A 23,816-nucleotide genomic window follows, 5' to 3' on the forward strand; every position below is an offset into this window, starting at 1 on the left:
CCGGGAGCCGCCTCAGGCCTCGATGACGACGGGGATGATCATCGGGCGGCGGCGCAGCCTGCCCGAGACCCAGCGGCCCACGATGCGGCGCATGACCTGCTGGAGCTGATGCGTGTCCGTGGCGCCCTGCGCGATCGCGGCCTCGAGCGCGCTCGTGAGCTCGGGCAGGATCGCCTCGAACACGTCGTCCTGCTCCGCGAAGCCGCGCGCGTGGATCTGCGGACCCGCGAGCACCTTGCCGTCGGCCGAGGACACCACGGCGAAGATCGAGATGAAGCCCTCGTCGCCCAGGATCCGCCGGTCCTTGAGCTCGGCCTCGGTGATGCCGCCGACGCTGGACCCGTCCACGTACACGTACCCGCAGGGCACGGCACCGACGACGGACGCGCGTCCGTCGACCAGGTCGATGACCACGCCGTCCTCGGCGAGCACCACGCGGTCGGCGGGCACACCGGTCTGCACCGCGAGCGCGGCGTTCGCCACCAGGTGACGCACCTCGCCGTGCACGGGCATGACGTTGCGCGGGCGCAGGATGTTGTAGCAGTACAGGAGCTCGCCGGCCGACGCGTGCCCCGAGACGTGCACCTTGGCGTTGCCGGAGTGCACCACGCGCGCACCGAGGCGCGTCAGGCCGTTGATCACGCGGAACACCGCGTTCTCGTTCCCCGGGATGAGCGACGAGGCCAGGATCACGGTGTCGCCGTGCCCGACCGAGACCTTGTGGTCGTTGTTCGCCATGCGGGACAGCGCGGCCATCGGCTCGCCCTGCGAGCCGGTGCACATGAGGACGACCTCGTCGTCGGGCAGGCCCTCGACCTGCTTGAGGTCGACGAGCACGTCGGCCGGCACCTTGAGGTAGCCCAGGTCCGCGGCGATCGCCATGTTGCGGACCATCGAGCGGCCGACCAGCGCCACCCGTCGCCCGTGCGCGGCGGCCGCGTCGAGGACCTGCTGCACGCGGTGCACGTGGGACGCGAACGACGCGACGATGATCCGCTTCTGGGAGTCGGCGAACACGCCGTCGAGCACGGGCCCGATACCGCGCTCGGGTGCGACGAAGCCCGGCACCTCGGCGTTCGTGGAGTCGACCATGAACAGGTCGACGCCCTTCTCCCCGAGGCGGGCGAACGCGCGCAGGTCGGTGATGCGCCCGTCGAGCGGCAGCTGGTCCATCTTGAAGTCACCCGTGTGCAGCACGGTCCCGGCACCCGTGGTCACGGCGACCGCGAGCGCGTCCGGGATCGAGTGGTTCACGGCGACGAACTCGCACTCGAACACCCCGAGCCGCTCGGTCTGCCCCTCCTTGACGGCGAGCGTCACGGGCGCGATGCGGTGCTCCTTGAGCTTGGCCTCGACGAACGCGAGCGTGAGCTGCGAGCCGATCAGCGGGATGTCCGCGCGCAGGCGCAGCAGGTACGGCACCGCACCGATGTGGTCCTCGTGCCCGTGCGTCAGGACGATCGCCTCGATGTCGTCCAGACGGTCCCGGATGTAGTCGAAGTCCGGCAGGATCAGGTCGACGCCCGGCTGGTGGTCCTCGGGGAACAGGACCCCGCAGTCGATGACGAGCAGGCGGCCGGCGTACTCGAGCACGGCCATGTTGCGGCCGACCTCGCCGAGCCCGCCGAGGGCGACGACGCGCAGCGCCCCCTCGGGCAGCGGCGGCGGGGTGGTCAGCTCGGGGTGCGGGTGGCTCAAGGCTCTCCCTCGGACGAGCGGGCCGGCCGGTGGCGCGGCCCGCGGCGGTCCCGGTGGTGCGGTCCGGGTGGACGTGGTCGCCGCGAACGGGTCGCGGTGGCGCTCAGGTGAGCGCGGGGTCGAGCAGGCCGGCCGTGCGCAGCACCCCGCGCAGGCCGGCGACCTCCTCGTCGGAGGCGGGGACGTAGGGCAGGCGGACGGTGCGTCGCGGCAGCATGCCGAGCGCCTCGAGAGCCGCCTTGGCGTACACGGCCTGGAAGCCCGGGCCGTTGAGGGCGGTGACGACGGGAAGGATGGCGCGGTACCCCGCGAGCACCGCGGCGGTGTCGCCCCGGTCCCACGCCGCGACGAGGCGTGCGACGTGCGGGCCGACGACGTGGGTCGCGACCCCGACGACGCCCGTGGCGCCGACGGACAGGAACTGCGGCAGCAGACCGTCGTCGCCGCAGTACCAGGCCAGGCCCGTGCGCTCGATCAGGCGTGCGGCGTTCACCGAGTCACCCGTGGCGTCCTTGACGGCCACGACGCGCTCGTCGGACGCGAGCTCCTCGACCGTGGCGTCCGCCAGGCGCACGCCCGCGCGGCCCGGGACGTCGTACAGCATCGTCGGCAGCTCGGTCGCGTCCAGCACCGCGCGCACGTGCGCGACGATCCCGGGCTGCGACGGCCGCGAGTAGTAGGGGCTGACGACGAGCAGGCCGTGCGCACCGGCCTCCGCGGCCTGCTCGGCCATGCGCACCGCGTGCAGCGTGTCGTTGGACCCGGCGCCGGCCACGACGAACGCGCGGTCGCCCACGGCCTCGACGACGGCCGCGATGAGCTCGGCCTTCTCGGGTGCGTGCGTGGTGGGCGCCTCACCCGTGGTGCCGTTCAGGACGATGCCGTCATGGCCGTGGTCCACGAGGTGACGGGCCAGCGCGACCGCGGTCTCGAGGTCGAGCCCGCCGTCGGGCGTGAAGGGCGTGACCATCGCGGACAGCACGGCCCCGAACGGTCGCGTGCTGGACGTCACCTGCGGCATGGCGCCCACCGTACCGCCCGGAACCGGTCGACGGGCCGCGCGATCCGGCCCGTGGGCACGCGATCCGGCCCGTGGGCACGCGATCCGGCCCGTGGGCACGCCGGGGCCCGACGGGACTCGCGGCGTCAGCGGCGGCGGTAGGACTGGAACCGGTAGCGCGCGCCACGCGTGGAGGTGTGCCAGCCGGCGGCCGGGTCGACCGCGGTCAGGCGCCACTGCGCGGGCGGCAGGTGCGGCGCGCACGTGTCCCCGTCGACGTCGTCGTCGACCACGGTGACCTCGATGCGGTCCGCGCGCGGCAGGGCGAGCGCGTAGACCGCTCCCCCGCCGACCACCCAGATCTCGTCGCCCCCGGCTGCCGCGGCCGCGAGCGCGAGCGCGTCGTCCAGGCCCGTCGCGACGCTCGCGCCGGGCAGCTCGAGCCCCGCGGTGCGCGAGAGCACGACGTTCGTGCGTCCGGGCAACGGACGCGACCGCGGGGGCAGCGACTCCCACGTGGCTCGTCCCATCACCACGGGGTGACCCGCCGTGAGCGCCTTGAAGTGCGCCAGGTCCTCGGGTATGTGCCACGGGAGCGCGCCGTCGCGCCCGATCACGCCCCGCGGGCTCTGCGCCCACACGAGCGCGACGCGGGGCGCTGCGGCCGGCACGGCGGTCATACGGCGATCGGCGCCTTGATCGTGGGGTGGTGCTGGTAGCCGACGACCTCGACGTCCTCGAACGTGTAGTCGAACAGCGACGCCGCTCGGCGCAGCCGCAGCGTGGGCGCGGGGTACGGCGTGCGCGTGAGCTGCTCGCGCACCTGGTCGACGTGGTTGTCGTAGATGTGGCAGTCACCGCCCGTCCACACGAAGTCCCCCACGTCGAGCCCCACCTGCTGGGCCACCATGTGGGTGAGCAGCGCGTACGACGCGACGTTGAACGGCACGCCCAGGAACAGGTCCGCCGAGCGCTGGTACAGCTGGCAGGAGAGCCGGCCGTCCGCGACGTAGAACTGGAACAGCGCGTGGCACGGCATGAGCGCCATCGCGTCGAGCTCGGCGACGTTCCAGGCCGACACGACGTGGCGCCGCGAGTCGGGGTCGGTGCGCAGGTTCTCGACGAGCTGCGCGAGCTGGTCGACGTGGCCGCCGTCCGGCGTGGGCCACGAGCGCCACTGCACGCCGTACACGGGGCCGAGCTCGCCGTCCGCGTCGGCCCACTCGTCCCAGATCCGCACGCCGTGCTCCTGCAGCCACCGGACGTTGGAGTCGCCGCGCAGGAACCACAGGAGCTCGTGGACCACGGACCTCAGGTGCACGCGCTTGGTGGTGACGAGCGGGAAGCCCGCGGACAGGTCGAACCGCATCTGGTGCCCGAACACCGAGCGCGTCCCCGTGCCCGTGCGGTCCGACTTCGCCGTCCCGGTCTCGAGCACCAGCCGCAGCAGGTCCTCGTACGGGGTCGCGACGGGTGCCGCGGGCGCGGCGGAGGGGGTGGTCATGCGCGCCACCGTACGTTCGCGCGCGCCTCGTGTCATGCACCGCTCACGGGCCGGTCGCGCGGCGTGCATGCGACCGGCCGCCCGCAGCGGAGGTGCGACGGGTCGGGCCGTCCGACACTGGGTTGATGAGCACCGACGACGCCGTCCCCCTGCCGCCCACGGTCGCCGCGCACGTCCCGACGGGGCTGCTGATCGGTGGCCGCTGGCGGCCGTCGACGAGCGCACGGACGTTCGAGGTGCGGGACCCCGCGACCACGGACGTGCTGTTCGACGTCGCGGACGCGACGCCGCAGGACGCGCTCGCCGCGCTCGAGGCCGCGAGCGACGCGTCCGACGAGTGGCGCGACGTGGCCCCGCGGGACCGCTCCGAGCTGCTGCGCGCGGTGTTCGAGACGATGACCGCGCGCGCGGGCGACCTCGCGGCACTCATCACCGCCGAGGGCGGCAAGCCCCTGGCCGAGGCGCGCGCCGAGGTCGCCTACGGCGCCGACTACGTGCGCTGGTACGCCGAGCAGGCCGTGCGGGCCGACGGGCTCGCACGGCGCGCGCCCGCGGGCGGCGGTCACCAGCTGGTGCTGACCCGCCCGGTGGGACCCGCGCTCCTGGTCACGCCGTGGAACTTCCCGCTGGCCATGGTCGCGCGCAAGCTCGCGCCCGCGCTCGCGGCGGGGTGCAGCGTCGTCGTGAAGCCCGCGCAGCTGGCCCCGCTGACCACCGCGTACCTCGCCGAGATCGTCCGCGCGGAGCTCGCCGAACGGGGGTTGCCGACGGGCGTGGTCAACGTGATCCCGTCGAGCGACGCGCGTGCGGTCACCGAGCCGCTGCTCGCGGACCCGCGGCTGCGCAAGCTGTCGTTCACGGGGTCGACGCAGGTCGGCGTCACGCTGCTGCGCGGGGCGGCCCAGCACGTGCTGCGCACGTCGATGGAGCTCGGGGGCAACGCCCCGTTCCTGGTGTTCGACGACGCGGACCTCGACGCGGCCGTCGCGGGTGCGGTGCAGGCCAAGATGCGCAACGCGGGCCAGACGTGCGTCGCGGCGAACCGGTTCCTGGTGCAGCGGGGCGTCGCCGAGGAGTTCACCCGGCGGCTCGTCGCGGCGTTCGACGGGCTCGTCGTGGGGCACGGCGCCGCGCGGGGCACGAGCGTCGGCCCGCTGATCGAGTCCGCGGCGGTGGACCGGGTCGAGCACGCGGTGTCCGCCGCGCACGACGCGGGGGCGCGCATCCGGCTCGGGGGCGAGCGCCCGCGGCGGCGCGGGCACTTCTACGCGCCCACCGTGCTGGACCGCGTCGCGCCCGACGACCCGCTGGTCACCGAGGAGGTGTTCGGACCCGTCGCCCCCGTGCTGACGTTCGACGACGAGGCGGACGCCGTTCGTCAGGCGAACGCGACGCCGTACGGGCTGGTGGCCTACGCGTTCACGCGGGACGTGGACCGCGTCCTGCGGCTGGCCGAGCACCTCGAGGCGGGCATGGTCGGGATCAACCGCGGCATCGTCTCGGACGCGAGCGCACCGTTCGGCGGCGTGAAGCACTCGGGGCTGGGGCGCGAGGGCGGCGAGGCGGGCCTCGAGGAGTACGTCGAGCGCGTCTACGTCGCGCTCTGACGCGGCACCGCGTCCGGGCGGACGGCGCACGGGGCGCGGGCGACGCTGTGCGAGAGTGACGCGGTGACGGACGACGAGCGGCGCGACGTGCGCGCGGCCCGCCGCCAGGCGCTCTCGGTCGCGCTGGCCACCGGCCTGTACGGCGTGTCCTTCGGCGCGCTCTCGGTGACCGCGGGCCTGGACCTCGCGCAGACCATGGCGCTGTCGCTCCTCATGTTCTCGGGCGGCTCGCAGTTCGCGTTCATCGGCGTGGTCGGTGCGGGCGGCACGGCCGGCGCGGCCGTCGCGACCGCCGGGCTGCTGGGCGTGCGCAACGGCCTGTACGGGCCGCAGGTCGCACCCCTGCTCGCGGTGCGCGGGCCCCGCCGTCTGCTGGCCGCGCAGCTCACGATCGACGAGTCGACCGCCGTCGGGACGGCGCACCCGCCCGGGCCAGCCGCGCGGGCCGGGTTCTGGTGGACCGGGGTCGGCGTGTTCGTGCTGTGGAACCTGTGCACGCTCGGGGGCGCGATGCTCGGCGACGCGCTGGGCGATCCGCGGCGGTACGGGCTCGACGCCGCCGCGGCCGCCGCGTTCCTCGCGCTCGTGTGGCCGCGTCTGTCGGGTGAGCACGCGCGGCTCGCGCGCGTCGTCGCGGGTGCCGCCGTGGTGGCCGCGCTGATGACCACGCCCGTGCTGCCCGCTGGCGTCCCCGTGCTCCTGGCCGCCGCGGTCGCGATCGGCGTCGGCATGCTCGCGCCCACCGACGCCCGGGGCGAGGCATGAGCCCGGCCGCGGTGTGGCTCGCCGTGGTCGCCGGTGCGGCCGTCGTGCTCGCGATCAAGCTCGTCGGCCACCTGGTGCCCGAGCACTGGCTCGCGCAGCCCCGCGTCGCGCGCACGGCCGCGCTCGTCACCGTGGCGCTGCTGTCCGCGCTGGTCGCCGTGCAGGCGGTCGCACAGGGGCAGGACCTGGTCGCCGACGCGCGCCTGCCCGCGCTCGCGGTCGCCGCCGTCGCCCTCGCGCTGCGCGCGCCCTTCGTCGTCGTCGTGCTGCTCGCCGCGGGGACGGCTGCGCTGCTGCGCGCGCTGGGCATGCCCTGACCCGGCGGGGACGGCGCCGTCGCGTTGTACCCTCGCCCGACCACGCCGCACCCCGCGGCCCGTCATCCGGAGGACCGATGGCCCAGGCCACCCCGTTGACCCGTCGCGCGCACCGGCCGGTGGGCACGCCGTGACGCTCTTCCGGGAGACCGCCGACGTCTCGGTGCGGCCCGCGGTGCCGGGCGACGAGGCGGCGATCGTCGCGATCCAGGTCGGGGCGTGGCGTCGCGCGCACGGCGACCTCCTGGGCGGCGCGCTCGACGCGCTGGACCTCGACGCGATGACGCGCCAGTGGGAGGCCGCGGTGCTGGCACCGCCGGCCGGGCACCGGGTGCTCGTCGCGTGCGACGGCGCGACCGTTGTCGGGTTCGCCTCGGTCGCACCGGTGCCCTCGGCCGACCCGGCGGGCGCGCCGGGCGGGCTGCTGCACGCGCTCGAGGTCGACCCCGAGCACCAGCGGGGCGGCCACGGGTCGCGGCTGCTCGCGGCGTGCGTGGACCTGCTGCGGCAGGACGGCGCGGACCAGATCCTCACGTGGGTGCTCGACGGCGACACCGCGCGCGCACAGTTCCTGCAGGGCGCGGGCCTCGGCCCCGACGAGACCGTGCGTGAGCTCGCATCCGGGCCGCTGCCCGACGGCGGCGAGCGCACGGTCCGCGAGCACCGGTGGTGGGCGACCATCTGAGCCGCGTGCCCCGCGGGGCCCTGCCGAGAACGCCGAGGCCGGGGTGGTCAGCGCGCGCGGAACAACGCGCGGGCGGTGCGCAGCGACTCGCGCGCGCGGCGGCGGTCACCCGCCGCGTCGTACGCGAACGCCAGGTGGTACCACGAGCGCCAGTCGTCGGGTGCGGCGTGCGTCGCCGCGCGGACCTCGTCGAACGCGGCGCGCGCCGCGGCACGGTCGACGCGGCCCCCGGGCGAGCGCGGCAGGTCGTCCACGGGCAGCTCGTCGGCGGCCGCGAGCGCGTCGGCCATGCGCTGCACGTCGAGCGCGAGCGACCACTCACGCCAGACGAACCACACGACCACGGGCGGCAGCCCCCACAGCGCGATGCCCATGACCACGCCGACCGGCTCGCCGCTGGTCAGCAGCGCGGTCGCGCGTGTCGCGACGAGCACCACGTACAGCGCGAGCAGCCCCGTGAGCGCGACCGCCGCGGCGATCGCGACGACGCGTGCGCGTGAGGGAGCCGTCGCCATCTCAGGCCAGGTCGAGCAGGTGCTCGAGCCCCACGGTCAGGCCGGGACGCCCGACGACCCTGCGCACGCCCAGCAGCACGCCCGGCATGAACGAGACCCGGTCGAACGAGTCGTGCCGGATGGTCAGCTGCTCACCCGCGTTGCCGAGCAGCACCTCCTCGTGCGCGACGAGGCCGCGCAGCCGGACGGCGTGCACGCGCACGCCGTCCACGTCGGCACCGCGCGCACCGTCGAGCGACTGCGTGGTCGCGTCGGGCACGGGCCCCAGGCCCGCGGCCCGCCGCGCCTCGGCGATCCCCTGCGCGGTGTGCCGCGCGGTGCCCGACGGCGCGTCGACCTTCTCCGGGTGGTGCAGCTCGACCACCTCGACGGACTCGAACCACCGCGCGGCCTGCCGCGCGAAGTGCATGGTGAGCACGGCGCCCAGGGCGAAGTTCGGGGCTACCAGCACACCGACTCCCGGCCGGTCGGCCAGGTGGTCACGCACGCGCGCCAGGGCCGCCTCGTCCCACCCCGTGGTGCCGACCACCGCGTGCACACCGGCGTCCACGAGCGCGTGCACGTTGCCCTCGGTCACCGACGGGACGGTGAAGTCGATCGCGACCTGGGCACCCGCCGCGGCCACGCGTGCGAGGTCGGCGTCGGCGTCGAGCGCCGCGACCAGCTCGAGGTCCGGCGCCTCCTGGACGGCTCGCACCGTCGTCGCACCCATGCGTCCCGCCGCGCCCAGCACGGCCACCCGGATCTGCTCACCCACGCGTGCACCCTATCCGCGTCCGCGCAGCCGTCCTCACCCGGCGGCGACGGCCGGCGGCTCCCCCGTCAGCGCGACCACGCGCTCCTCGAGCCGGTGCAGCTCCACGGGCGTCAGGCCCGTGAACCGCTCGACCTCACGCGGCGCCTGACCCGCGCGGGCGTACCACCGCAGCGCGGCGACGACGTCCGCCGGTGCGACGGGCCCGGGTCCAACCGCCTCGCGCACGAACCCCGTGAACCGGACCGCCGCGAGGTAGGCCGCGGGAGGTGCACCGAGGTGCCGGACGGACCAGCGGTGCACGTCGCTCACGGTGACCTCGAGCGCGCGTGCCAGGTCCGTCACCGTCACCAGCCCACGGCGCTCGTCGGCCAGCGCGAGCGCTTCCGCGAGCCGGTCGACCTCGTCGTCGACGGGCACGGCCGCGGCGCGCACGGCGAGCCCGTCCTCGAGCGCTCGCGCGGCGGCTGTGGCGTCCCCCGCGAGGAGCGCGGTCCGGGCGGCCGCCACGACGCCCGCGGGCAGCACGTCGGTCAGCGGGAGCCAGGTGTCGACCGCGCCGGTCACGCCCAGACGTGCGAGCGCGAGCGGGTGAAGTTGCAGCCCGAGGCGCACACCGCCGGCCCCGCCACGACGCACCACGGGGCGCGTGCCCAGGCCGCGCACGCCGTCCTCGTCGCGCGTCGTCGCTCCCGTGCGCGCGTCGGCCCGCGTGCCGGGCGGCCCGTCGGTGACCTGCAGCAACCCCCGTCCGTCCGGCAGCAGGAGCTCGCACTCCCCCTCCTGGTCCGTCACCACCCAGGCGTGCTCGACGAGCTCGGGGTGGGTCCCGGACAGGCGCCGGTACACGGTCGCGGTGGCCATGCGTCCATCATCGCGCGCCCGGCCGCTCCGGGAGCCCTGCCGCCGCGATGTCCGGATCCGCCCGGTTCGTGCTCCTGACCCGTACAGCGCGCTCGCCGTGCCCGCGTCGTCGCGGGGTCAGGGACCGGCGGACGCGGCATCGAGCCGAAGGAGTGCACGATGAGCATGCGCTCACGCGTGACGAACGACCCGGAGGGCCGCACTGCGGCCCCTCCCCCTGCGGTCCGCGGTCGTGCGGGCCGGACCCGCCGACGCAGCACCGGCCACGCCGTCGCGGCCTGTACGGCCGCGTTGGCGCTCGTGGTCGCGGGCGGCGTCCAGGCCACCGCGGCGGTCACGGCTGCTCCCGACGGCTCGTCGGTCCAGTCCGGACCTGCGCGCGCCGAGTTCGAGGGGTACGTCGGCTACGGGAAGGACCTCGGCGTGACCGCCGCGGTCGACACCCCGAAGGCCACCGGGCTCGGCCCGGTCGGCACGCCGGGGCACGACACGCCGGACGTCCCGGGGACGACCACGCCGACGCGCCGCGCGCTCCCGTCGGTCGCGCCGCTGCCGTCCGCACCGGACGCCGACGCGGTGGCCGCGGTGCGCGCGCGGATCGCACGGGACGGCGAGGCGCGCGTCACGGTGACCGCCGCGGGCTCGCTCCGCCGCGACCTCGGCCGCACGGCCGCATCCCTGTCCGCGCAGCACGAGCTCACCGACCAGGCGCAGGCCGGCCTCGACGCGACGCTGCGCGGCACGGGCGCACGTCTCGAGGGACTCGACCCGCTGCTGCCCGCGGGGGTCTGGACCATCACGCGCGAGGGCCTCGACGCGCTCCTGGCAGACGCGCGCGTCGGCTCGGTGTCGCTGGACGGGCACGCCGAGGCGAACCTCGCCTCGAGCACGGGCGTCATCGACTCCGACCTGCTCAACGCCGCCGGGATGCTGGGCAACGACTTCGACGGAGCCACGGGCGGGGCGTACCAGGTCGCCGTCATCGACTCGGGCGTGGACGGCGGGCACGCCGCGTTCACGGGCCGCATCGTCTCGCAGGCGTGCTACGTCACGGACTCGTCGTGCCCCGGCGGCACCAACGCGTCCACGGCCGTCGGCAGCGGCGAGGAGTGCACGCACTCCACCGACTGCGACCACGGCACGCACGTCGCGAGCATCGCGGCGGGCCAGTCGTTCACGGGCGGCCACGAGGGCGTCGCCCGCGGCGCCGGGATCGTGGCGGTCAAGGTCGCGCAGGACAACCCGTCGAGCGCGCGCTGGACGGCCCAGTTCTCGTCGATCAACAACGCGCTCGCCCGCGTGTGGACGCTCAAGACGTCGACGAACCCGAAGATCGTCTCGGTCAACCTGAGCATCGGCACCGACACCGTGTTCGCCCCGGGGGACGCGGCCTGCGCCGCGGTCTCGCCGACGACGAACACGTGGTTCTCGCTGCTGCAGGGCCAGGGCGTGGCCGTGGTGGTCGCGGCCGGCAACAACGGGAGCAGCACCGGGATGAGCTTCCCGGGCTGCCTCACCACGGCCTTCGCGGTCGGCGCGACGAGCGACACGGACGTCCCCGCGTCGTTCACCAACTCGACGTCCGACCTGCGGTGGTGGGCGCCGGGAGTCGGTATCGACGCGGCGGTCCCCACCGGGACCAACCACGCGTCCAAGAACGGCACCTCCATGGCCGCGCCGCACGTCACGGGTGCGTTCGCGCTCCTGCGCGAGTGTGTCGACGGCAACGGCGTGCCCCTCACCAACGCCGCGGCGGCCGCGAACCTGGACGCGACCGGCGTGGACGTCACGCGTGCGGGCGTGACCAGGAAGCGGATCAACGTGCTCGACGCGGCGACCCGCACCGTCAACAACAACGACTTCGCCGCCGCCGAGGTGCTCACGGGCAACGGCCCGTTGAACGACTTCGACTTCACGGTCTGCTCCGACGCGGAGCCCGGCGAACCGGGACCGTTCAGCGTCGACAACGGCGTCTGGTGGCGGTGGACGCCGGCCACCACCGGCACGGCGACGATCTCCACCGAGGACAACGGCACGAACGTCACGACGTTCGACACGACGCTCACGGTGTACACGGGCGCCACGCTCGCCACGCTCACGCCCGTGGCGTGGGACGACGACTCCGGGACGGGCGCACGCAGCCTGGTGCAGCTGCCGGTCAACGGCGGGACCACCTACCGCATCAAGGTGGACGGGTTCGCGGCGACCAACGGCCTGCTCAACCTGCACGTCGAGAACGGACCGCCGCCGCTGTGCTTCGGCGTCGCGGCGACACTCGTCGGGACTCCGGGTGCCGACGTGCTCACGGGCACCGCGGGCGACGACGTCGTCGTGGCCGGCGCGGGCGACGACCGCATCCGGGGCCTGGCGGGCAACGACCGGATCTGCGGCGACGCGGGTGACGACACCGTGCTGGGCGGCGACGGCACCGACCTGGTCCTCGGCGGCTCGGGGGCGGACACGATCCGTGGCGAGGCGGGCGACGACACGCTCGTCGGCAACCCCGGCTCAGGCTCGACCGACGACGTCGGCGACCTCATCGAGGGCGGCCCGGGGAACGACTTCCTGGACGGCTGGACCGGCGACGACACCCTGGCCGGAGGCCCGGGTGACGACCAGATCCGCGGCGAGGCGGGCACCGACACGGTGACGTACGCGGCCTCGACCACGGCGGTGCAGATCGACCTGGCGATCAAGGTGGCGACCGGCGAGGGCTCCGACACGTTCGTCGGCGTCGAGAACGCGACCGGCTCGTCGTTCGGCGACCGGGTGCGGGGCAGCAACCTGCCCAACGTCCTGCGCGGCGGTCCCGGTCACGACAAGGTCGGCGGCGTGGGCGGTCCGGACGTGCTGTACGGCGGCCCGGGCAACGACCAGGTCCGCGGCGGGCTCGGGATGGACCGGCTCTACGGCGAGGACGGCAACGACTCGCTGTACGCGGAGGACGGCGAGGACTCCGCGGACGGCGGGCCCGGCAAGGACGTCGTCGACGGCGGCACGGACACCGACGTCGTGCACGGCGGCACCGGTGACGACACGGTGCGCGGCGGCACGGGTGACGACCGGGTCTACGGCGACGACGGCCACGACAAGGCCTTCGGCGACGCGGGCCGCGACAAGGTCTACGGCGGCAACGGGAACGACGGCCTCACCGGCGGCAACGGCGTCGACTCGTGCTCCGGCGGCGCCGGGACCGATACGGGCGCCTCGTGCGAGTCGATCACGGGCATCCCGTGACCCGACCGGCCTGACGTCCGGCACGACGACAGCGGGACCGGTCGAGGACCGGTCCCGCTGCCGTGCGTCGTCCGGCCGTCAGTCCCCGAAGGGGCCGACGCGCACGATGGAACGGGGTCGCGACGCGAGCTCGGCGGCGAGCTCCTGCACGTCCGCGACCGTGACCGCACGCACGCGTTCGAGCGACTCGTCGATGCTGAGCAGCTCGCCGTGCACCAGCTCGGCCTTGCCGAGCCGGCTCATCCGCGAACCGGAGTCCTCCATGCCGAGCACGAGCCCGCCCGAGAGCTGACCGACCGAGCGGGCGAGCTCGGCCGGGCTGATGGGCTCGGCCGCGAGCCGCTCCCACTCGGCGACCATGAGCGCGACGACCTCGTCGACCTTGCCCGGCGTGCAGCCCGCGTACAGGCCGAACACCCCGGTGTCGGAGTGGCCGGATGCGAACGAGTACGTCGAGTACGCCAGGCCCCGCTTCTCGCGCACCTCCTGGAACAGGCGCGACGACATGCCGCCGCCGAGCACGGCGTTGAGCACCGAGAGCGTGAACCGTCGGTCGTCCGTCGCGGTGAGCGACGTGCAGCCGACGATGACGTTCGCCTGCTCGGTCGGGCGACGCACCGAGCGCTCGACGCCGCTCGCGGGCAGCCCTTCGGCGCCGGCGACGATACCCGCGGCCGGTGCACGACGGCCGCGCGGCTCGGCCTGCGCGGCGAGGTCCCAGCCACCCGCGGCGAGCGCCTCGGCGACCTGCGCGCACAGCGCGTCGTGGTCGACGCCACCGGCCGCGCTCACGACGAGCGAGGACGGCTGGTAGTGCCACCGGTAGTGCTCCCACACCGCGTCACGCGGGACCGCGCGGATGGTGTCCGGGGTTCCGCCGATGGGCCGGCCGAGCGGGTGCTCACCCAGCACGACGGACGCGAACTGCTCGTGCACGACGTCGCTCGGGTCGTCGTCGTTCATGGCGAGCTCTTCGAGGATCACGCCGCGCTCGGTCTCGAGCTCGTCGGCCTCGAGCCGTGCCGAGGTCACCATGTCGGTGATCACGTCGACCGCCATGGGCAGGTCGGTGTCGAGCACGCGCGCGTAGTAGCACGTGTGCTCCTTGCCGGTCGCGGCGTTCGCCTCGCCGCCGACGGCGTCGAACGCCTCGGCGATGTCCATCGCGGACCGGCGCGCGGTGCCCTTGAACAGCAGGTGCTCGAGGAAGTGCGTCGAGCCGAAGTGGCCCGACTCCTCGTCACGCGAGCCCACGCCGACCCAGGCACCCACCGTGGCGGAGCGCAGACCCGGCATGTGCTCGGTCAGGACCCGGACCCCGCCGGGCAGGACCGAACGACGCACGTGGGCGTCGCCGTCCTGCCCGGCGGCCTGCTCGGCGTCCGGGTGACCCGGACGCACGAGCGGAAGGTCGAGCGGCACGTCAGGCGTCGGCCTTCTCGGCGTCGTCGGCACCGGCCTGCTCGGCCGCCTCGTCGATCACGGCGTGCAGCGAGAGCTTGCCGCGGGGGTCGATCTCACCGATCTCGACCTGGACCTTCTGGCCGACGGCCAGGACGTCCTCGACGTTCTCGACGCGCTTGCCGCCCACGAGCTTGCGGATCTGGCTGATGTGCAGCAGACCGTCCTTGCCCGGCGAGAGCGAGATGAACGCGCCGAACGTCGTGGTCTTGACGACCGTGCCGACGAAGCGCTCCCCGATCTCCGGCATGTGCGGGTTGGCGATCGCGTTGATCGCCGCGCGCGCGGCCTCCGCCGACGGACCGTCGGTGGCGCCGATGTAGACCGTGCCGTCGTCCTCGATCGAGATGTCGGCGCCGGTCTCCTCCTGGATCTGGTTGATCATCTTGCCCTTCGGGCCGATGACCTCGCCGATCTTGTCGACCGGGACCTTCACCGTGATGACGCGCGGCGCGAACGGGCTCATCTCGTCGGGCACGTCGATCGCCTCGGCGATGACGTCGAGGATCGCCAGGCGCGCCTCCTTGGCCTGCGTCAGCGCACCGGCCAGCACCGAGGCCGGGATGCCCTCGAGCTTGGTGTCGAGCTGGATCGCGGTGACGAACTCGCGCGTGCCGGCGACCTTGAAGTCCATGTCACCGAACGCGTCCTCGGCCCCGAGGATGTCCGTGAGCGCCGCGTAGCGCGTCTGGCCGTCGACCGTGTCGGAGACCAGACCCATCGCGATGCCCGCGACGGGCGCACGCAGCGGCACACCCGCGTTGAGCAGCGACAGCGTCGAGGCGCACACCGAGCCCATCGAGGTCGAGCCGTTCGACCCGAGGGCCTCGGAGACCTGACGGATCGCGTAGGGGAACTCCTCGCGGCTCGGCAGGACCGGCATGAGCGCGCGCTCGGCGAGCGCGCCGTGACCGATCTCGCGGCGCTTGGGCGAACCCACGCGGCCGGTCTCACCGGTCGAGTACGGCGGGAAGTTGTAGTTGTGCATGTAGCGCTTGCGCGTCTCCGGGGAGAGCGTGTCGAGCTGCTGCTCCATGCGGAGCATGTTCAGCGTCGTGACGCCCAGGATCTGCGTCTCGCCACGCTCGAACAGCGCCGAGCCGTGCACGCGGGGCAGGACCTCGACCTCGGCACCGAGCGTGCGGATGTCCCGCAGGCCACGGCCGTCGATCCGGAAGCCGTCGGTGAGGATGCGCTGGCGGATGAGCTTCTTCTGCACGGACCGGTACGCGGCCGACAGCTCCTTCTCACGGCCCGCGAACTGCTCGGCGAGCTGGGCCACGACCTCGGCCTTGATCTCGTCGAGCCGGTTCTCGCGCGTCTGCTTGTCGGCGATCGACAGGGCCTCGCCCAGCGGACCGGCGGACGCGGCCTCGACCGCGTCGTACGCGTCGGCCTGGTAGTCCGGGAACGTCGGGAAGACCTGGGTCTCCTTGGCGGCCTTCGCGGCGAGCTCGGCCTGCGCCTCGACCAGGACCCGGATGAACGGCTTGGCCGCGTCCAGACCCGCCGCGACGATCTCCTCGGTGGGCGCGGTCGCACCCTCCTGGATGAGGTTCCACGACTTCTCGGGCGCCTCGGCCTCGATCATCGCGATCGCGACGTCCGACGAGCCGTCGGCGGCGGTCACGACGCGGCCCGCGACGACCATGTCGAACGTCGCGCGCTCACGCTCGGAGTAGCGCGGGAACGCGACCCACTGGCCGTCGACGAGCGCGATGCGCACGCCACCGACGGGGCCGGAGAACGGCAGGCCCGACAGCTGCGTCGAGATCGACGCGGCGTTGATCGCGAGCACGTCGTACGCGTCGTCGGGGTGGATCGCCAGGACCGTGATGACGACCTGGACCTCGTTGCGCAGGCCCTTGACGAACAGCGGGCGCAGCGGGCGGTCCACCAGGCGGCACGCCAGGATCGCCTCGGTCGAGGGACGGCCCTCACGGCGGAAGAACGAGCCGGGGATCTTGCCGGCGGCGTACTGCCGCTCCTCGACGTCGATCGTCAGCGGGAAGAAGTCGAACTGCTCCTTGGGGTGCTTGCCGGCCGTGGTGGCCGACAGCAGCATCGTGTCGCCGTCCAGGTAGGCGGCGGCGGAGCCGGCGGCCTGCTTGGCCAGGCGGCCCGTCTCGAAGCGGACGGTGCGGGTGCCGAAGCGACCGTTGTCGATCACGGCCTCGGCGAACTGGATCTCGGGACCCTCCACGGGTGCCCTCCTTGTCCTCGAAGGCGCCGGTCGGACCCCGGCGGTCTTCGATCGAGGACCACGGAGCGAGGCTCCGGAGACCACTACCGAGGACCGGACAGGCGGACCGACGCGGTGGATGGTGCTGTGGTGCGCCGCCGGGCCCAGCCCGGCGGGTCGTGCGATGGCACCGGAGCGATCATGCCCGGTCCCGTCGGGCCGCGCGCGCGACGCGCGGGCTCGACATGCGAAGCAGCCCGGACCCCCGAGGGGATCCGGGCTGGTCCGGAAGTTCAGCGACGCAGACCGAGGCGCTCGATGATCGAGCGGTACCGGTTGATGTCGATCTTCTGCAGGTAGCCGAGCAGTCGGCGACGACGACCCACGAGCAGCAGCAGGCCGCGGCGGCTGTGGTGGTCGTGCTTGTGCTCCTTGAGGTGCTCGGTCAGGTCCTTGATGCGCTGCGTCAGGACAGCGATCTGGACCTCGGGGGAACCGGTGTCGCCCTCGTGCGTGGCGTACTCGGTCATGATGGCCTGCTTGGTGGCGGCGTCGAGGGACACGGCTCTCCTTGATGGTTCGTTGCGCGGTGCGCCGGGGCATGTCCACCCGGGCTCTCTGGTTCCGCGGCCGATCAGACGGCCTGGCAACTCTACCAGCAGTCGGCCGTGCACCCGTCGACGCCGGTCAGGACGGTCGGCGCTCCCCCGGTGCCAGGATCGTGCGCACGCGCGCCACGTCGTCGTCCATCTGCGTGAGCAGCGCGTCGACCGAGTCGAACCGCAGCGTGGCGCGCAGCCGCTCGACGAGGTCGAGCACGATCTCCTCGTCGTACAGGTCCAGGTCCGTGCGGTCGAGCACGTACGCCTCGACACGGCGCTGCACGCCGTCGAACGTCGGGTTGGTGCCGATCGAGACCGCGGCGGGCAGCGCGGGCTCGTCGGGCCCGACCGGCGTGCCGTCGGCCCGACGCGTGCGCCGCAGCCAGCCCGCGTACACGCCGTCCGCGGGCACCATGCCGTCCGCGTCCTGCGCCAGGTTCGCGGTCGGGAAGCCGAGCTCGCGGCCCCGTGCGTCGCCGTGCACCACCACGCCCCGGATCCGGTGCGGACGGCCCAGCACGTGCGCCGCCTGCACCACGTCGCCCGCCGCGAGCGCCTCGCGCACCCAGGTCGAGGACCAGCGTCGGTGCTGCCCCGGTGCGGCCGCGGGGCCGGCGCCGCCGGCCGCAGTGCTCGGCGTGATGTCGTCGATGACCTCGACCTCGAACCCGTGCTCGCGGCCGAGCGCGACCATGGTCGACAGGTCGCCGGAGTTCTGCCAGCCGAACCGGACGTCCCGGCCGACGACGACCGTGCGGGCGCGCAGGCCCTCGACCAGGTACCGCACCACGAAGTCGCGCGGGGACTGGCGCGCGAAGTCGAGCGTGTACGGCAGCAGGAGGACGGCGTCGAGACCCGTCTGCTCGAGCAGGTCGAGCCGGTCGGCGTCGCCCGTGAGCAGCTCGGGTGCGTGACCCGGCTGGTGGACCTGCAGCGGGTGCGGCGTGAACGTCACCGCGACCGCGGCCGAACCCGCGGCGCGCGCGTCGTCGGCCATGCGGCGCAGCACGCTCGCGTGGCCGCGGTGCACGCCGTCGAAGTTCCCGATCGTGACGACGCAGGGGCCGAAGTCGGGGGGGACCTCGGACAGGTCGGACCAGCGCAGCACGCGCCGATCATGCCACCGCGCGCCGCCGCCGGGTGCACGCGACCGCGCCGCGGTGGGCGGACGGCCCGCGCTCGCTCGACGCGGGCCGCCCGCGGTGGCGTCGGCCGCGGTGCGGGACACGGGGGTCCCGGCACCGCGGCCGACGGTTCAGCGCACGGCTCGGCGGCCGGTCAGCGGACCCGGAGCAGCGCGGCCTTCGACCACGCGGACCCGAGCGCGTTGCGCGCGACCACCTTGTACTGCGCGCCGTCGAGCGACCGGCTCGCGACGAGCGTGAGCCGCGTGCCCGTCGCACCGGGCACGGCCTTCCAGCTCGAGCTCCCGGGCGCCTTGACGTACCACGTGAGCGTCGCGGCCGGGTAGGCCAGCACGGTCGCCGAGAGCGTCACCTTCTGACCGGCACGCACGGTCGTGCCGTCGGGGTGGTCGACGAACCGCGGAGCGGCGCGCACCAGCGTGACCTTCGCGGCACGCGACGTCGCCGAGCCCGCGCGGTTGGTGAACACCGCGCGGTACCGGACGCCGTCGGTCGCCCGCGTGACCGCGACGACGAGCGTGCGCGAGGTCGCGCCCTTCACGTCCGTCCACGTCGACGAGCCGGGCCGCTGCTGCTGCCAGCGCACCGTCGGCGTCGGGTAGCCGGACGCGTCGGCCCTGAGCGTGACCTTGCGCCCCAGCGCCGCGGATGCCGACGCCGGGTGCGTGGTGACCACGGGCTTGACCGCACGGACGCGCAGCGTGGCGACGTCGCTCGTGGCGGTGCCGGCCGAGCTGGTGAACACCGCGCGGTACTGACGCCCGTCGGTGGCGGCGGTCGCCGTGACCGTCAGCGACGGGCTCGTCGCACCCGCGACCGTCTTCCACGTGCCGCCGGGCGCCCGCCACTGCCACGTCACCGTGGGTGCGGGGGTCCCGCTCGCCGCGGCCGTGAACGTGGCCTTGGCCCCCAGCGCGACCGTCACGGACGCGGGCTGCGTGGTCACCACGGGCGCCTGGGCCGTGACGCCCGCACCCAGGTCGTCGACGAACGAGACGACCCACGCCAGCGGCGCGTTCCAGTTGATCGTGAGCTCGTTGACCGACCACGCCTCGATGCTGTCGACGTAGCACAGCTGCGGGGCGCACTCGTGGCCCTCGGGGTAGAGCCCGTTCATCACAGGATCCCACGTGCCGCGCTTGGAGTTCGGTCCACCTGCGACCGTGCCCGGCATCGGCGGCACGAGCCACCGGCTGTGCTGGTGGCTCGAGAACGTCGTGCCGTAGCCCGTCACGTAGGAGTTGTTGAGCGCGTTGCGCCCGAGCAGGTAGTCCATCGACTCGACGACGGCCGCCGCGAACGCCGGCTCACCCGTCAGGTCGTACGCGGTCGCCAGGATCACCTGCGTGTTGAGCACCATCGAGTTGGAGCCCCACTCGTAGGAGAGGTCCTCGCCGCCCGGGTAGGCCGTGCCGAAGGCCTCGGCCTGCTGCCACGCGAGGTACTTCTGCGCGCCCTCGACCACCGAGGCACGCACCGCGGCCCTGGTCGGCAGCTCGCTCGGCACCGTGGCCAGGTCCATCCGGCCGAGCGCGGCGACCGCGCCCCAGCTGAACGCACCGCGCGTCCAGATGTCGTCGTCGGCGTGCTCGCTCGCCAGCACGTCCGCCTCGTACTCGTCGGCGGCCGTGGTCAGGTACAGCTCGGCCGCGGCCCAGTAGAACTCGTCGGACACGTCGGCGTCGTCGTACGGGCCACCGCCGTTGGCGCCGGCCGAGGCCGGTGCGTACAGGTCGGGCACGCGCTGCGCGGCCGCGTACGCGGTCTCGGCGGCCTCGAGCAGCTCGTCCGCGAACGCGGCGTCGTACGCACGGAACAGGCGCGCGCCCTGCGCGGCCGTGGCCGCCAGGTTGAGCGTGGCCGCGGTCGACGGGCGGTGCAGGCGGCGCTGCTGCGGGTCGGCGGACGGCAGCAGGTCCAGGCCCGTCCAGCCCACGTCGTGGATCTTGTGGTGCACCAGGCCGTCCAGCGACCGGTCGTCGGTGTCCGAGACCGTCATGCCGGAGCCCGCAGGCACCTGCATCGCCAGGAAGAACTCGAGCTCCCAGCGCGCCTCGTCCAGGACGTCCGGCACGCCGTTGCCGCTCTCGTCGGCCGGCACGTCGAGCGTGCCGTCCGCGAACGCGTCGTCGCTCGCGTGGTCCACGTGCAGCGTGCGCTCGTACGCGCTCATGAGCTGCGCGACCGAGATGCCGCCGTTCACCACGTACTTGCCGTGGTCGCCCGCGTCGTACCAGCCACCGACGACGTCGAGCGAGTACCCCTGCGGGCACGTCCACGACCCGTAGGACCACGACGCACCGTCGTCGGCCGCCGTAAGGCACGCGACGTCCTGGTCGCCCTTGTTGACGGCACCGTCGGGCCCGTCCACGTGGCCCGCGGGCCGGTCGTAGCGGTCGTCGGGGACGTCCACCGCGATGCCCGAGCGCACCGGGTAGTAGTAGTTGAGCGCGTCGTAGCGGAACTGCTCGTACAGGTCGTCGCCGATCGCGAACGGGTCGCTGCGGTCCTCGCCGACCACCAGGGTGTAACCCTGGCCCGCCGCGGTGACGTCGCTGAAGTCGATCGTCTGCACCGTGAGCTGCGACGTCGGGTCCACCCCCGCGGGCGTCGCCTCACCCTCGGCGACGACGGCGTGCGAGGCGTCCTGCAGCTGCCACGCGAGCGGCGTGGCCGACTCGCTCACGACCGTCGCGTTCTTGGGCCCGTTCGTGAGGTAGCCGAGCTGGTTGACGCGCACCGGACCGCGCGTGTCGGGCTCGTACGGCGGCGGCGGGGTCGCGACCTTCTTGAGCGACAGGCTCGTGATGCAGAACGTGAAGTCGCCGCGCGCGCCCATCTGGAGCGCGACCTGTCCCACGCCGACCGCGGGGTCGGCCGACTCCGCGGGGAACGTGAACGTGGACGTGAACGCGAGCGCGTGCTCGGTCAGGTCCGTGCTGAGCTCGGTGTTGTCGACGAACGCGGTCCGCCACGGTGCCGCGTTCTCGCCGACGACCGTGCGGATCGTCGCGCCGTTGGACGCGCTCGCGGTGTACGTGAGCTCGTAGTTGCCGCCCTCCTCGATCGGCAGGCCGTTGAGCACCAGCCCCGCGTACGTGCCGGCGGTCCCGGGGACCTCGAAGCACAGTGGCTCGCCCTCGCCGGCCTCCGACGTGACCGTCCAGCCGTCGTTGGTCCAGCCGTCGGGCAGCACGCCGTCGAACGTCGTGTCGGGCACGAGCTCCTGGCCGCTGTCGATCACGAAGTCGTCGATGCAGAGCGTGTAGTCCTGGGCCTGCGCGCCGAGCTGGAACGAGATGTTCCCGCTCCCGGAGAACTCGGGCTCCCACGTGAAGGAGTAGGCGTCGGTCTCGGTGCCGACCGAGACCGACGAGGCCACGTCGTCGGGGTAGCCGATGCCACCGCGCAGGTTGACCGTGACCGGGGACGTCGCGTGCGCGGTGAACCCGACCGTGTACCGGTCACCCGCGGCGAAGTCGATGTCGTCGTGCTGGATCGCGACGTCCCACGGCTCGTCGGTCCCGGCGGGGACGACCACGCACAGCTCGCCGTCGACGACGCCGGTCGACATGGCGGGTCCTCCCCCGTAGCCGTACCAGCCCTGGGTGCCGTCGGAGAAGTCATGCACCTCGTCGAGGGGGTCGGCGGCCGCCAGGGGGGCGACGGCGACGCCGATCACGAGAGCGCCGGCGGCCACGCCACCGACGAGCGAAGCAGTGCGCGCGTGCCCGGACCGGGGCGCACGCCAGGGGTACTTCGAGGAAACCACGCTGTCTCCTGAGCGGTTCGGCAGCGCTCCCACGGGAGGCGGACACGACACCCGATCGTCGCTGCTGAGCGGAAGGTAGTCGCGCCGCCGCTGTTCCGGAACCGGTCCCAAGCCTCGTGAATCGATTAACCACCCGATCAGGCGGGCGCGAGCACCAGCACCGGTCGGGTGCGCCCGTCACGGTCCGCGAGCAGCGCGACGAGCGTGCCGCTCGGCCCGATGCCCGCCACGACCTGGTCCACCACGCTGTGCGCGCGAGCGTCGGCGGGTGCGGCGCATCCGATGGCCTGCCCGTACCCGAGCGCGCGCTCCTCCTGCTCGGTCAGGGTGCGCACGGGGAACGTGGCCCGCGCCGCGTCCGCGAGCGGCGTCACGGTGAGCGGCACGTCGTCGGGCGTCGCGCCGAGGTCCTCGAGCGTGCGGGCCTCGGACAGCAGGTAGCCGCCCACGCGCGTCCGGCGCAGCGCGGTCAGGTGGCCCCCCACACCGAGCGCCGCACCCAGGTCGCGCGCCAGCGCCCGCACGTACGTGCCCGACGAGACCACCACGCGCACGTCGACGTCGAGGACAGCGTGGCCGTCGACCGCGGATGAGCGGGCGGGCCCGACCTCGAACTCGTGCACGGTGACGGGCCGTGCCGCCAGCACGACCTCCTCGCCGTCGCGCACGCGCGCGTACGCGCGCCGGCCGTCGACCTTGATGGCCGAGACCGCGCTGGGCACCTGCAGGACGGCACCGGTCAGCGTGCGGGCGGCGGCGGCCACGTCCTGGAGCGTCACGTGCCCGGCGTCGACCACCGCGACCACGTCACCCTCGGCGTCCTCGGTCGTCGTCGTCACGCCCAGGCGGATGGTCGCGCGGTACTCCTTGTCCGCACCCACCACGTACGTGAGGAGCTTGGTGGCGCGTCCGATGCCGACCACCAGGACGCCCGTGGCCATCGGGTCGAGCGTGCCGGCGTGGCCCACCTTGCGGGTGCCGGCCAGCCGCCGCATGCGCGCGACCACGTCGTGCGACGTCAGGCCCTGCAGCTTGTCGACCACCACGAACCCGTCGGGCGCGGTGGGTCGGCGCGGCCGGTCGGCGGCCGGGGGGCGGTTCACTCGGCGACCCGCTGCGCCGTGAGCGCCACGCAGTCCGTGAGCCCGTCGAGGCCCTCGTCCTGACCGCGGTGCGCCTCGGCGTCGACCGCGACGAGGACGTTCAGCAGCATGCCGAACGCCACGAACTGGCGGGCCTCGTCGGGCGTCGCACCCGTCCGCTCCGAGTAGAGCCGGAACGACTCCCCCAGGCAGTGCCGCGCGGCGCGCCCGACCTCGTCCTCGGTGCCCGCGATGAACCCGTGCATGAGCAGCCGCAGGAGGTCACGGTCGACGATCAGGGACAGGTAGGCCTGACCCATGAGCCGCTCGGCGTCCGGGCCTGCGGGCACCGCGCCCAGCGCGGTCAGCACCTCGCCCGTCGCGGCCTGGTACGCCGCCGCGAACAGCTCACGCTTCGACCCGAACAGGCGGACCACGTAGGGCTGCGAGACGCCCGCAGCGCGCGCCACCTCGTCGGTCGTCGCACCGTACCCGCCCTCGGCGAACACCCGCCGCGCGGCCGCCAGGATCTGCTCGCGGCGCTGGTCGGAGGACATGCGACCGCTCGACGCGGTCGTCTCCGTGGCTGAGCTCATGGTTGACAGGTTATCAGCCGATGCCTACGG

At 74.1% G+C, this 23,816-nt stretch carries 19 protein-coding genes; 5 read left to right on the forward strand and 14 right to left on the reverse strand.

The window, feature by feature from the left end; genetic code table 11:
* Positions 1–12: 12 nt before the first annotated feature.
* The 4 genes from CELGI_RS10380 to CELGI_RS10395 form a co-directional block, all read right to left on the reverse strand.
* Complete coding sequence (locus tag CELGI_RS10380) at positions 13–1,698, reverse strand: ribonuclease J (RefSeq protein WP_013884077.1); 1,686 nt, start codon at positions 1,696–1,698, stop codon at positions 13–15.
* Between the two features lie 103 nt (positions 1,699–1,801).
* Entirely contained in the window at positions 1,802–2,719 is a 918-nt protein-coding gene (gene dapA, locus CELGI_RS10385) for a 4-hydroxy-tetrahydrodipicolinate synthase (RefSeq protein ID WP_013884078.1), read from the reverse strand.
* Positions 2,720–2,844: 125 nt separating this feature from the next.
* Positions 2,845–3,378, reverse strand: coding sequence for a dihydrofolate reductase (locus tag CELGI_RS10390; protein ID WP_013884079.1), 534 nt, complete (start codon positions 3,376–3,378; stop codon positions 2,845–2,847).
* Positions 3,375–4,202 (reverse strand): thymidylate synthase, encoded by an 828-nt coding sequence (locus CELGI_RS10395; RefSeq protein WP_013884080.1) that lies wholly within the window; start codon positions 4,200–4,202, stop codon positions 3,375–3,377. Before CELGI_RS10395 ends, CELGI_RS10390 begins: the two co-directional genes overlap by 4 nt.
* A gap of 125 nt (positions 4,203–4,327) precedes the next feature.
* Here CELGI_RS10395 and CELGI_RS10400 point away from each other — a divergent pair, with 125 nt between their 5' ends.
* The 4 genes from CELGI_RS10400 to CELGI_RS10415 all read left to right on the forward strand — a co-directional run bounded on the left by CELGI_RS10400 (position 4,328) and on the right by CELGI_RS10415 (position 7,576).
* Positions 4,328–5,809 carry an NAD-dependent succinate-semialdehyde dehydrogenase gene (locus tag CELGI_RS10400; protein ID WP_013884081.1) on the forward strand — a complete coding sequence of 494 codons (1,482 nt, stop codon included), beginning with the start codon at positions 4,328–4,330 and terminating at the stop codon, positions 5,807–5,809.
* A gap of 63 nt (positions 5,810–5,872) precedes the next feature.
* Positions 5,873–6,574, forward strand: coding sequence for an AzlC family ABC transporter permease (locus tag CELGI_RS10405; RefSeq protein ID WP_013884082.1), 702 nt, complete (start codon positions 5,873–5,875; stop codon positions 6,572–6,574).
* The gene (locus CELGI_RS10410; RefSeq protein ID WP_013884083.1) at positions 6,571–6,891 is read left to right on the forward strand and encodes an AzlD domain-containing protein; all 321 of its coding nucleotides are present in this window, start codon (positions 6,571–6,573) and stop codon (positions 6,889–6,891) included. The genes CELGI_RS10405 and CELGI_RS10410 overlap by 4 nt, the downstream gene beginning before the upstream one ends.
* A gap of 130 nt (positions 6,892–7,021) precedes the next feature.
* On the forward strand, positions 7,022–7,576 hold the full coding sequence (locus CELGI_RS10415; protein ID WP_013884084.1) for a GNAT family N-acetyltransferase: 555 nt from the start codon (positions 7,022–7,024) through the stop codon (positions 7,574–7,576).
* 47 nt (positions 7,577–7,623) lie between these two features.
* On the opposite strand, the gene CELGI_RS10420 is transcribed toward CELGI_RS10415, so the two are convergent.
* From CELGI_RS10420 to CELGI_RS10430, 3 genes are read right to left on the reverse strand one after another with little or no spacing between them, the layout of a single operon-like run.
* Positions 7,624–8,091 (reverse strand): hypothetical protein, encoded by a 468-nt coding sequence (locus CELGI_RS10420; protein ID WP_013884085.1) that lies wholly within the window; start codon positions 8,089–8,091, stop codon positions 7,624–7,626.
* Position 8,092: 1 nt separating this feature from the next.
* Positions 8,093–8,848 (reverse strand): 4-hydroxy-tetrahydrodipicolinate reductase, encoded by a 756-nt coding sequence (gene dapB, locus CELGI_RS10425; RefSeq protein ID WP_013884086.1) that lies wholly within the window; start codon positions 8,846–8,848, stop codon positions 8,093–8,095.
* Between the two features lie 33 nt (positions 8,849–8,881).
* Positions 8,882–9,709: a hypothetical protein gene (locus CELGI_RS10430; RefSeq protein WP_013884087.1), complete on the reverse strand. Its 828-nt coding sequence runs from the start codon at positions 9,707–9,709 to the stop codon at positions 8,882–8,884.
* A gap of 159 nt (positions 9,710–9,868) precedes the next feature.
* Here CELGI_RS10430 and CELGI_RS16530 point away from each other — a divergent pair, with 159 nt between their 5' ends.
* Entirely contained in the window at positions 9,869–12,946 is a 3,078-nt protein-coding gene (locus CELGI_RS16530) for a S8 family serine peptidase (RefSeq protein ID WP_013884088.1), read from the forward strand.
* 78 nt (positions 12,947–13,024) lie between these two features.
* On the opposite strand, the gene CELGI_RS10440 is transcribed toward CELGI_RS16530, so the two are convergent.
* The 7 genes from CELGI_RS10440 to CELGI_RS10470 form a co-directional block, all read right to left on the reverse strand.
* On the reverse strand, positions 13,025–14,368 hold the full coding sequence (locus CELGI_RS10440; RefSeq protein WP_013884089.1) for a M16 family metallopeptidase: 1,344 nt from the start codon (positions 14,366–14,368) through the stop codon (positions 13,025–13,027).
* Position 14,369: 1 nt separating this feature from the next.
* Positions 14,370–16,610: a polyribonucleotide nucleotidyltransferase gene (locus CELGI_RS10445; protein ID WP_013884090.1), complete on the reverse strand. Its 2,241-nt coding sequence runs from the start codon at positions 16,608–16,610 to the stop codon at positions 14,370–14,372.
* A 272-nt stretch (positions 16,611–16,882) separates the two neighbouring features.
* Positions 16,883–17,152 (reverse strand): 30S ribosomal protein S15, encoded by a 270-nt coding sequence (rpsO, locus tag CELGI_RS10450; protein ID WP_013884091.1) that lies wholly within the window; start codon positions 17,150–17,152, stop codon positions 16,883–16,885.
* A gap of 124 nt (positions 17,153–17,276) precedes the next feature.
* Positions 17,277–18,299, reverse strand: coding sequence for a bifunctional riboflavin kinase/FAD synthetase (locus tag CELGI_RS10455; RefSeq protein ID WP_013884092.1), 1,023 nt, complete (start codon positions 18,297–18,299; stop codon positions 17,277–17,279).
* 170 nt (positions 18,300–18,469) lie between these two features.
* Positions 18,470–22,108: a glycoside hydrolase family 9 protein gene (locus tag CELGI_RS10460; RefSeq protein ID WP_013884093.1), complete on the reverse strand. Its 3,639-nt coding sequence runs from the start codon at positions 22,106–22,108 to the stop codon at positions 18,470–18,472.
* A gap of 137 nt (positions 22,109–22,245) precedes the next feature.
* Positions 22,246–23,211: a tRNA pseudouridine(55) synthase TruB gene (truB, locus tag CELGI_RS10465; RefSeq protein ID WP_013884094.1), complete on the reverse strand. Its 966-nt coding sequence runs from the start codon at positions 23,209–23,211 to the stop codon at positions 22,246–22,248.
* Complete coding sequence (locus CELGI_RS10470; protein ID WP_245528087.1) at positions 23,208–23,786, reverse strand: TetR/AcrR family transcriptional regulator; 579 nt, start codon at positions 23,784–23,786, stop codon at positions 23,208–23,210. Before CELGI_RS10470 ends, truB begins: the two co-directional genes overlap by 4 nt.
* Positions 23,787–23,816: the final 30 nt, after the last annotated feature.

Source organism: Cellulomonas gilvus ATCC 13127 (assembly GCF_000218545.1).
Taxonomy (GTDB): Bacteria; Actinomycetota; Actinomycetes; order Actinomycetales; family Cellulomonadaceae; genus Cellulomonas; species Cellulomonas gilvus.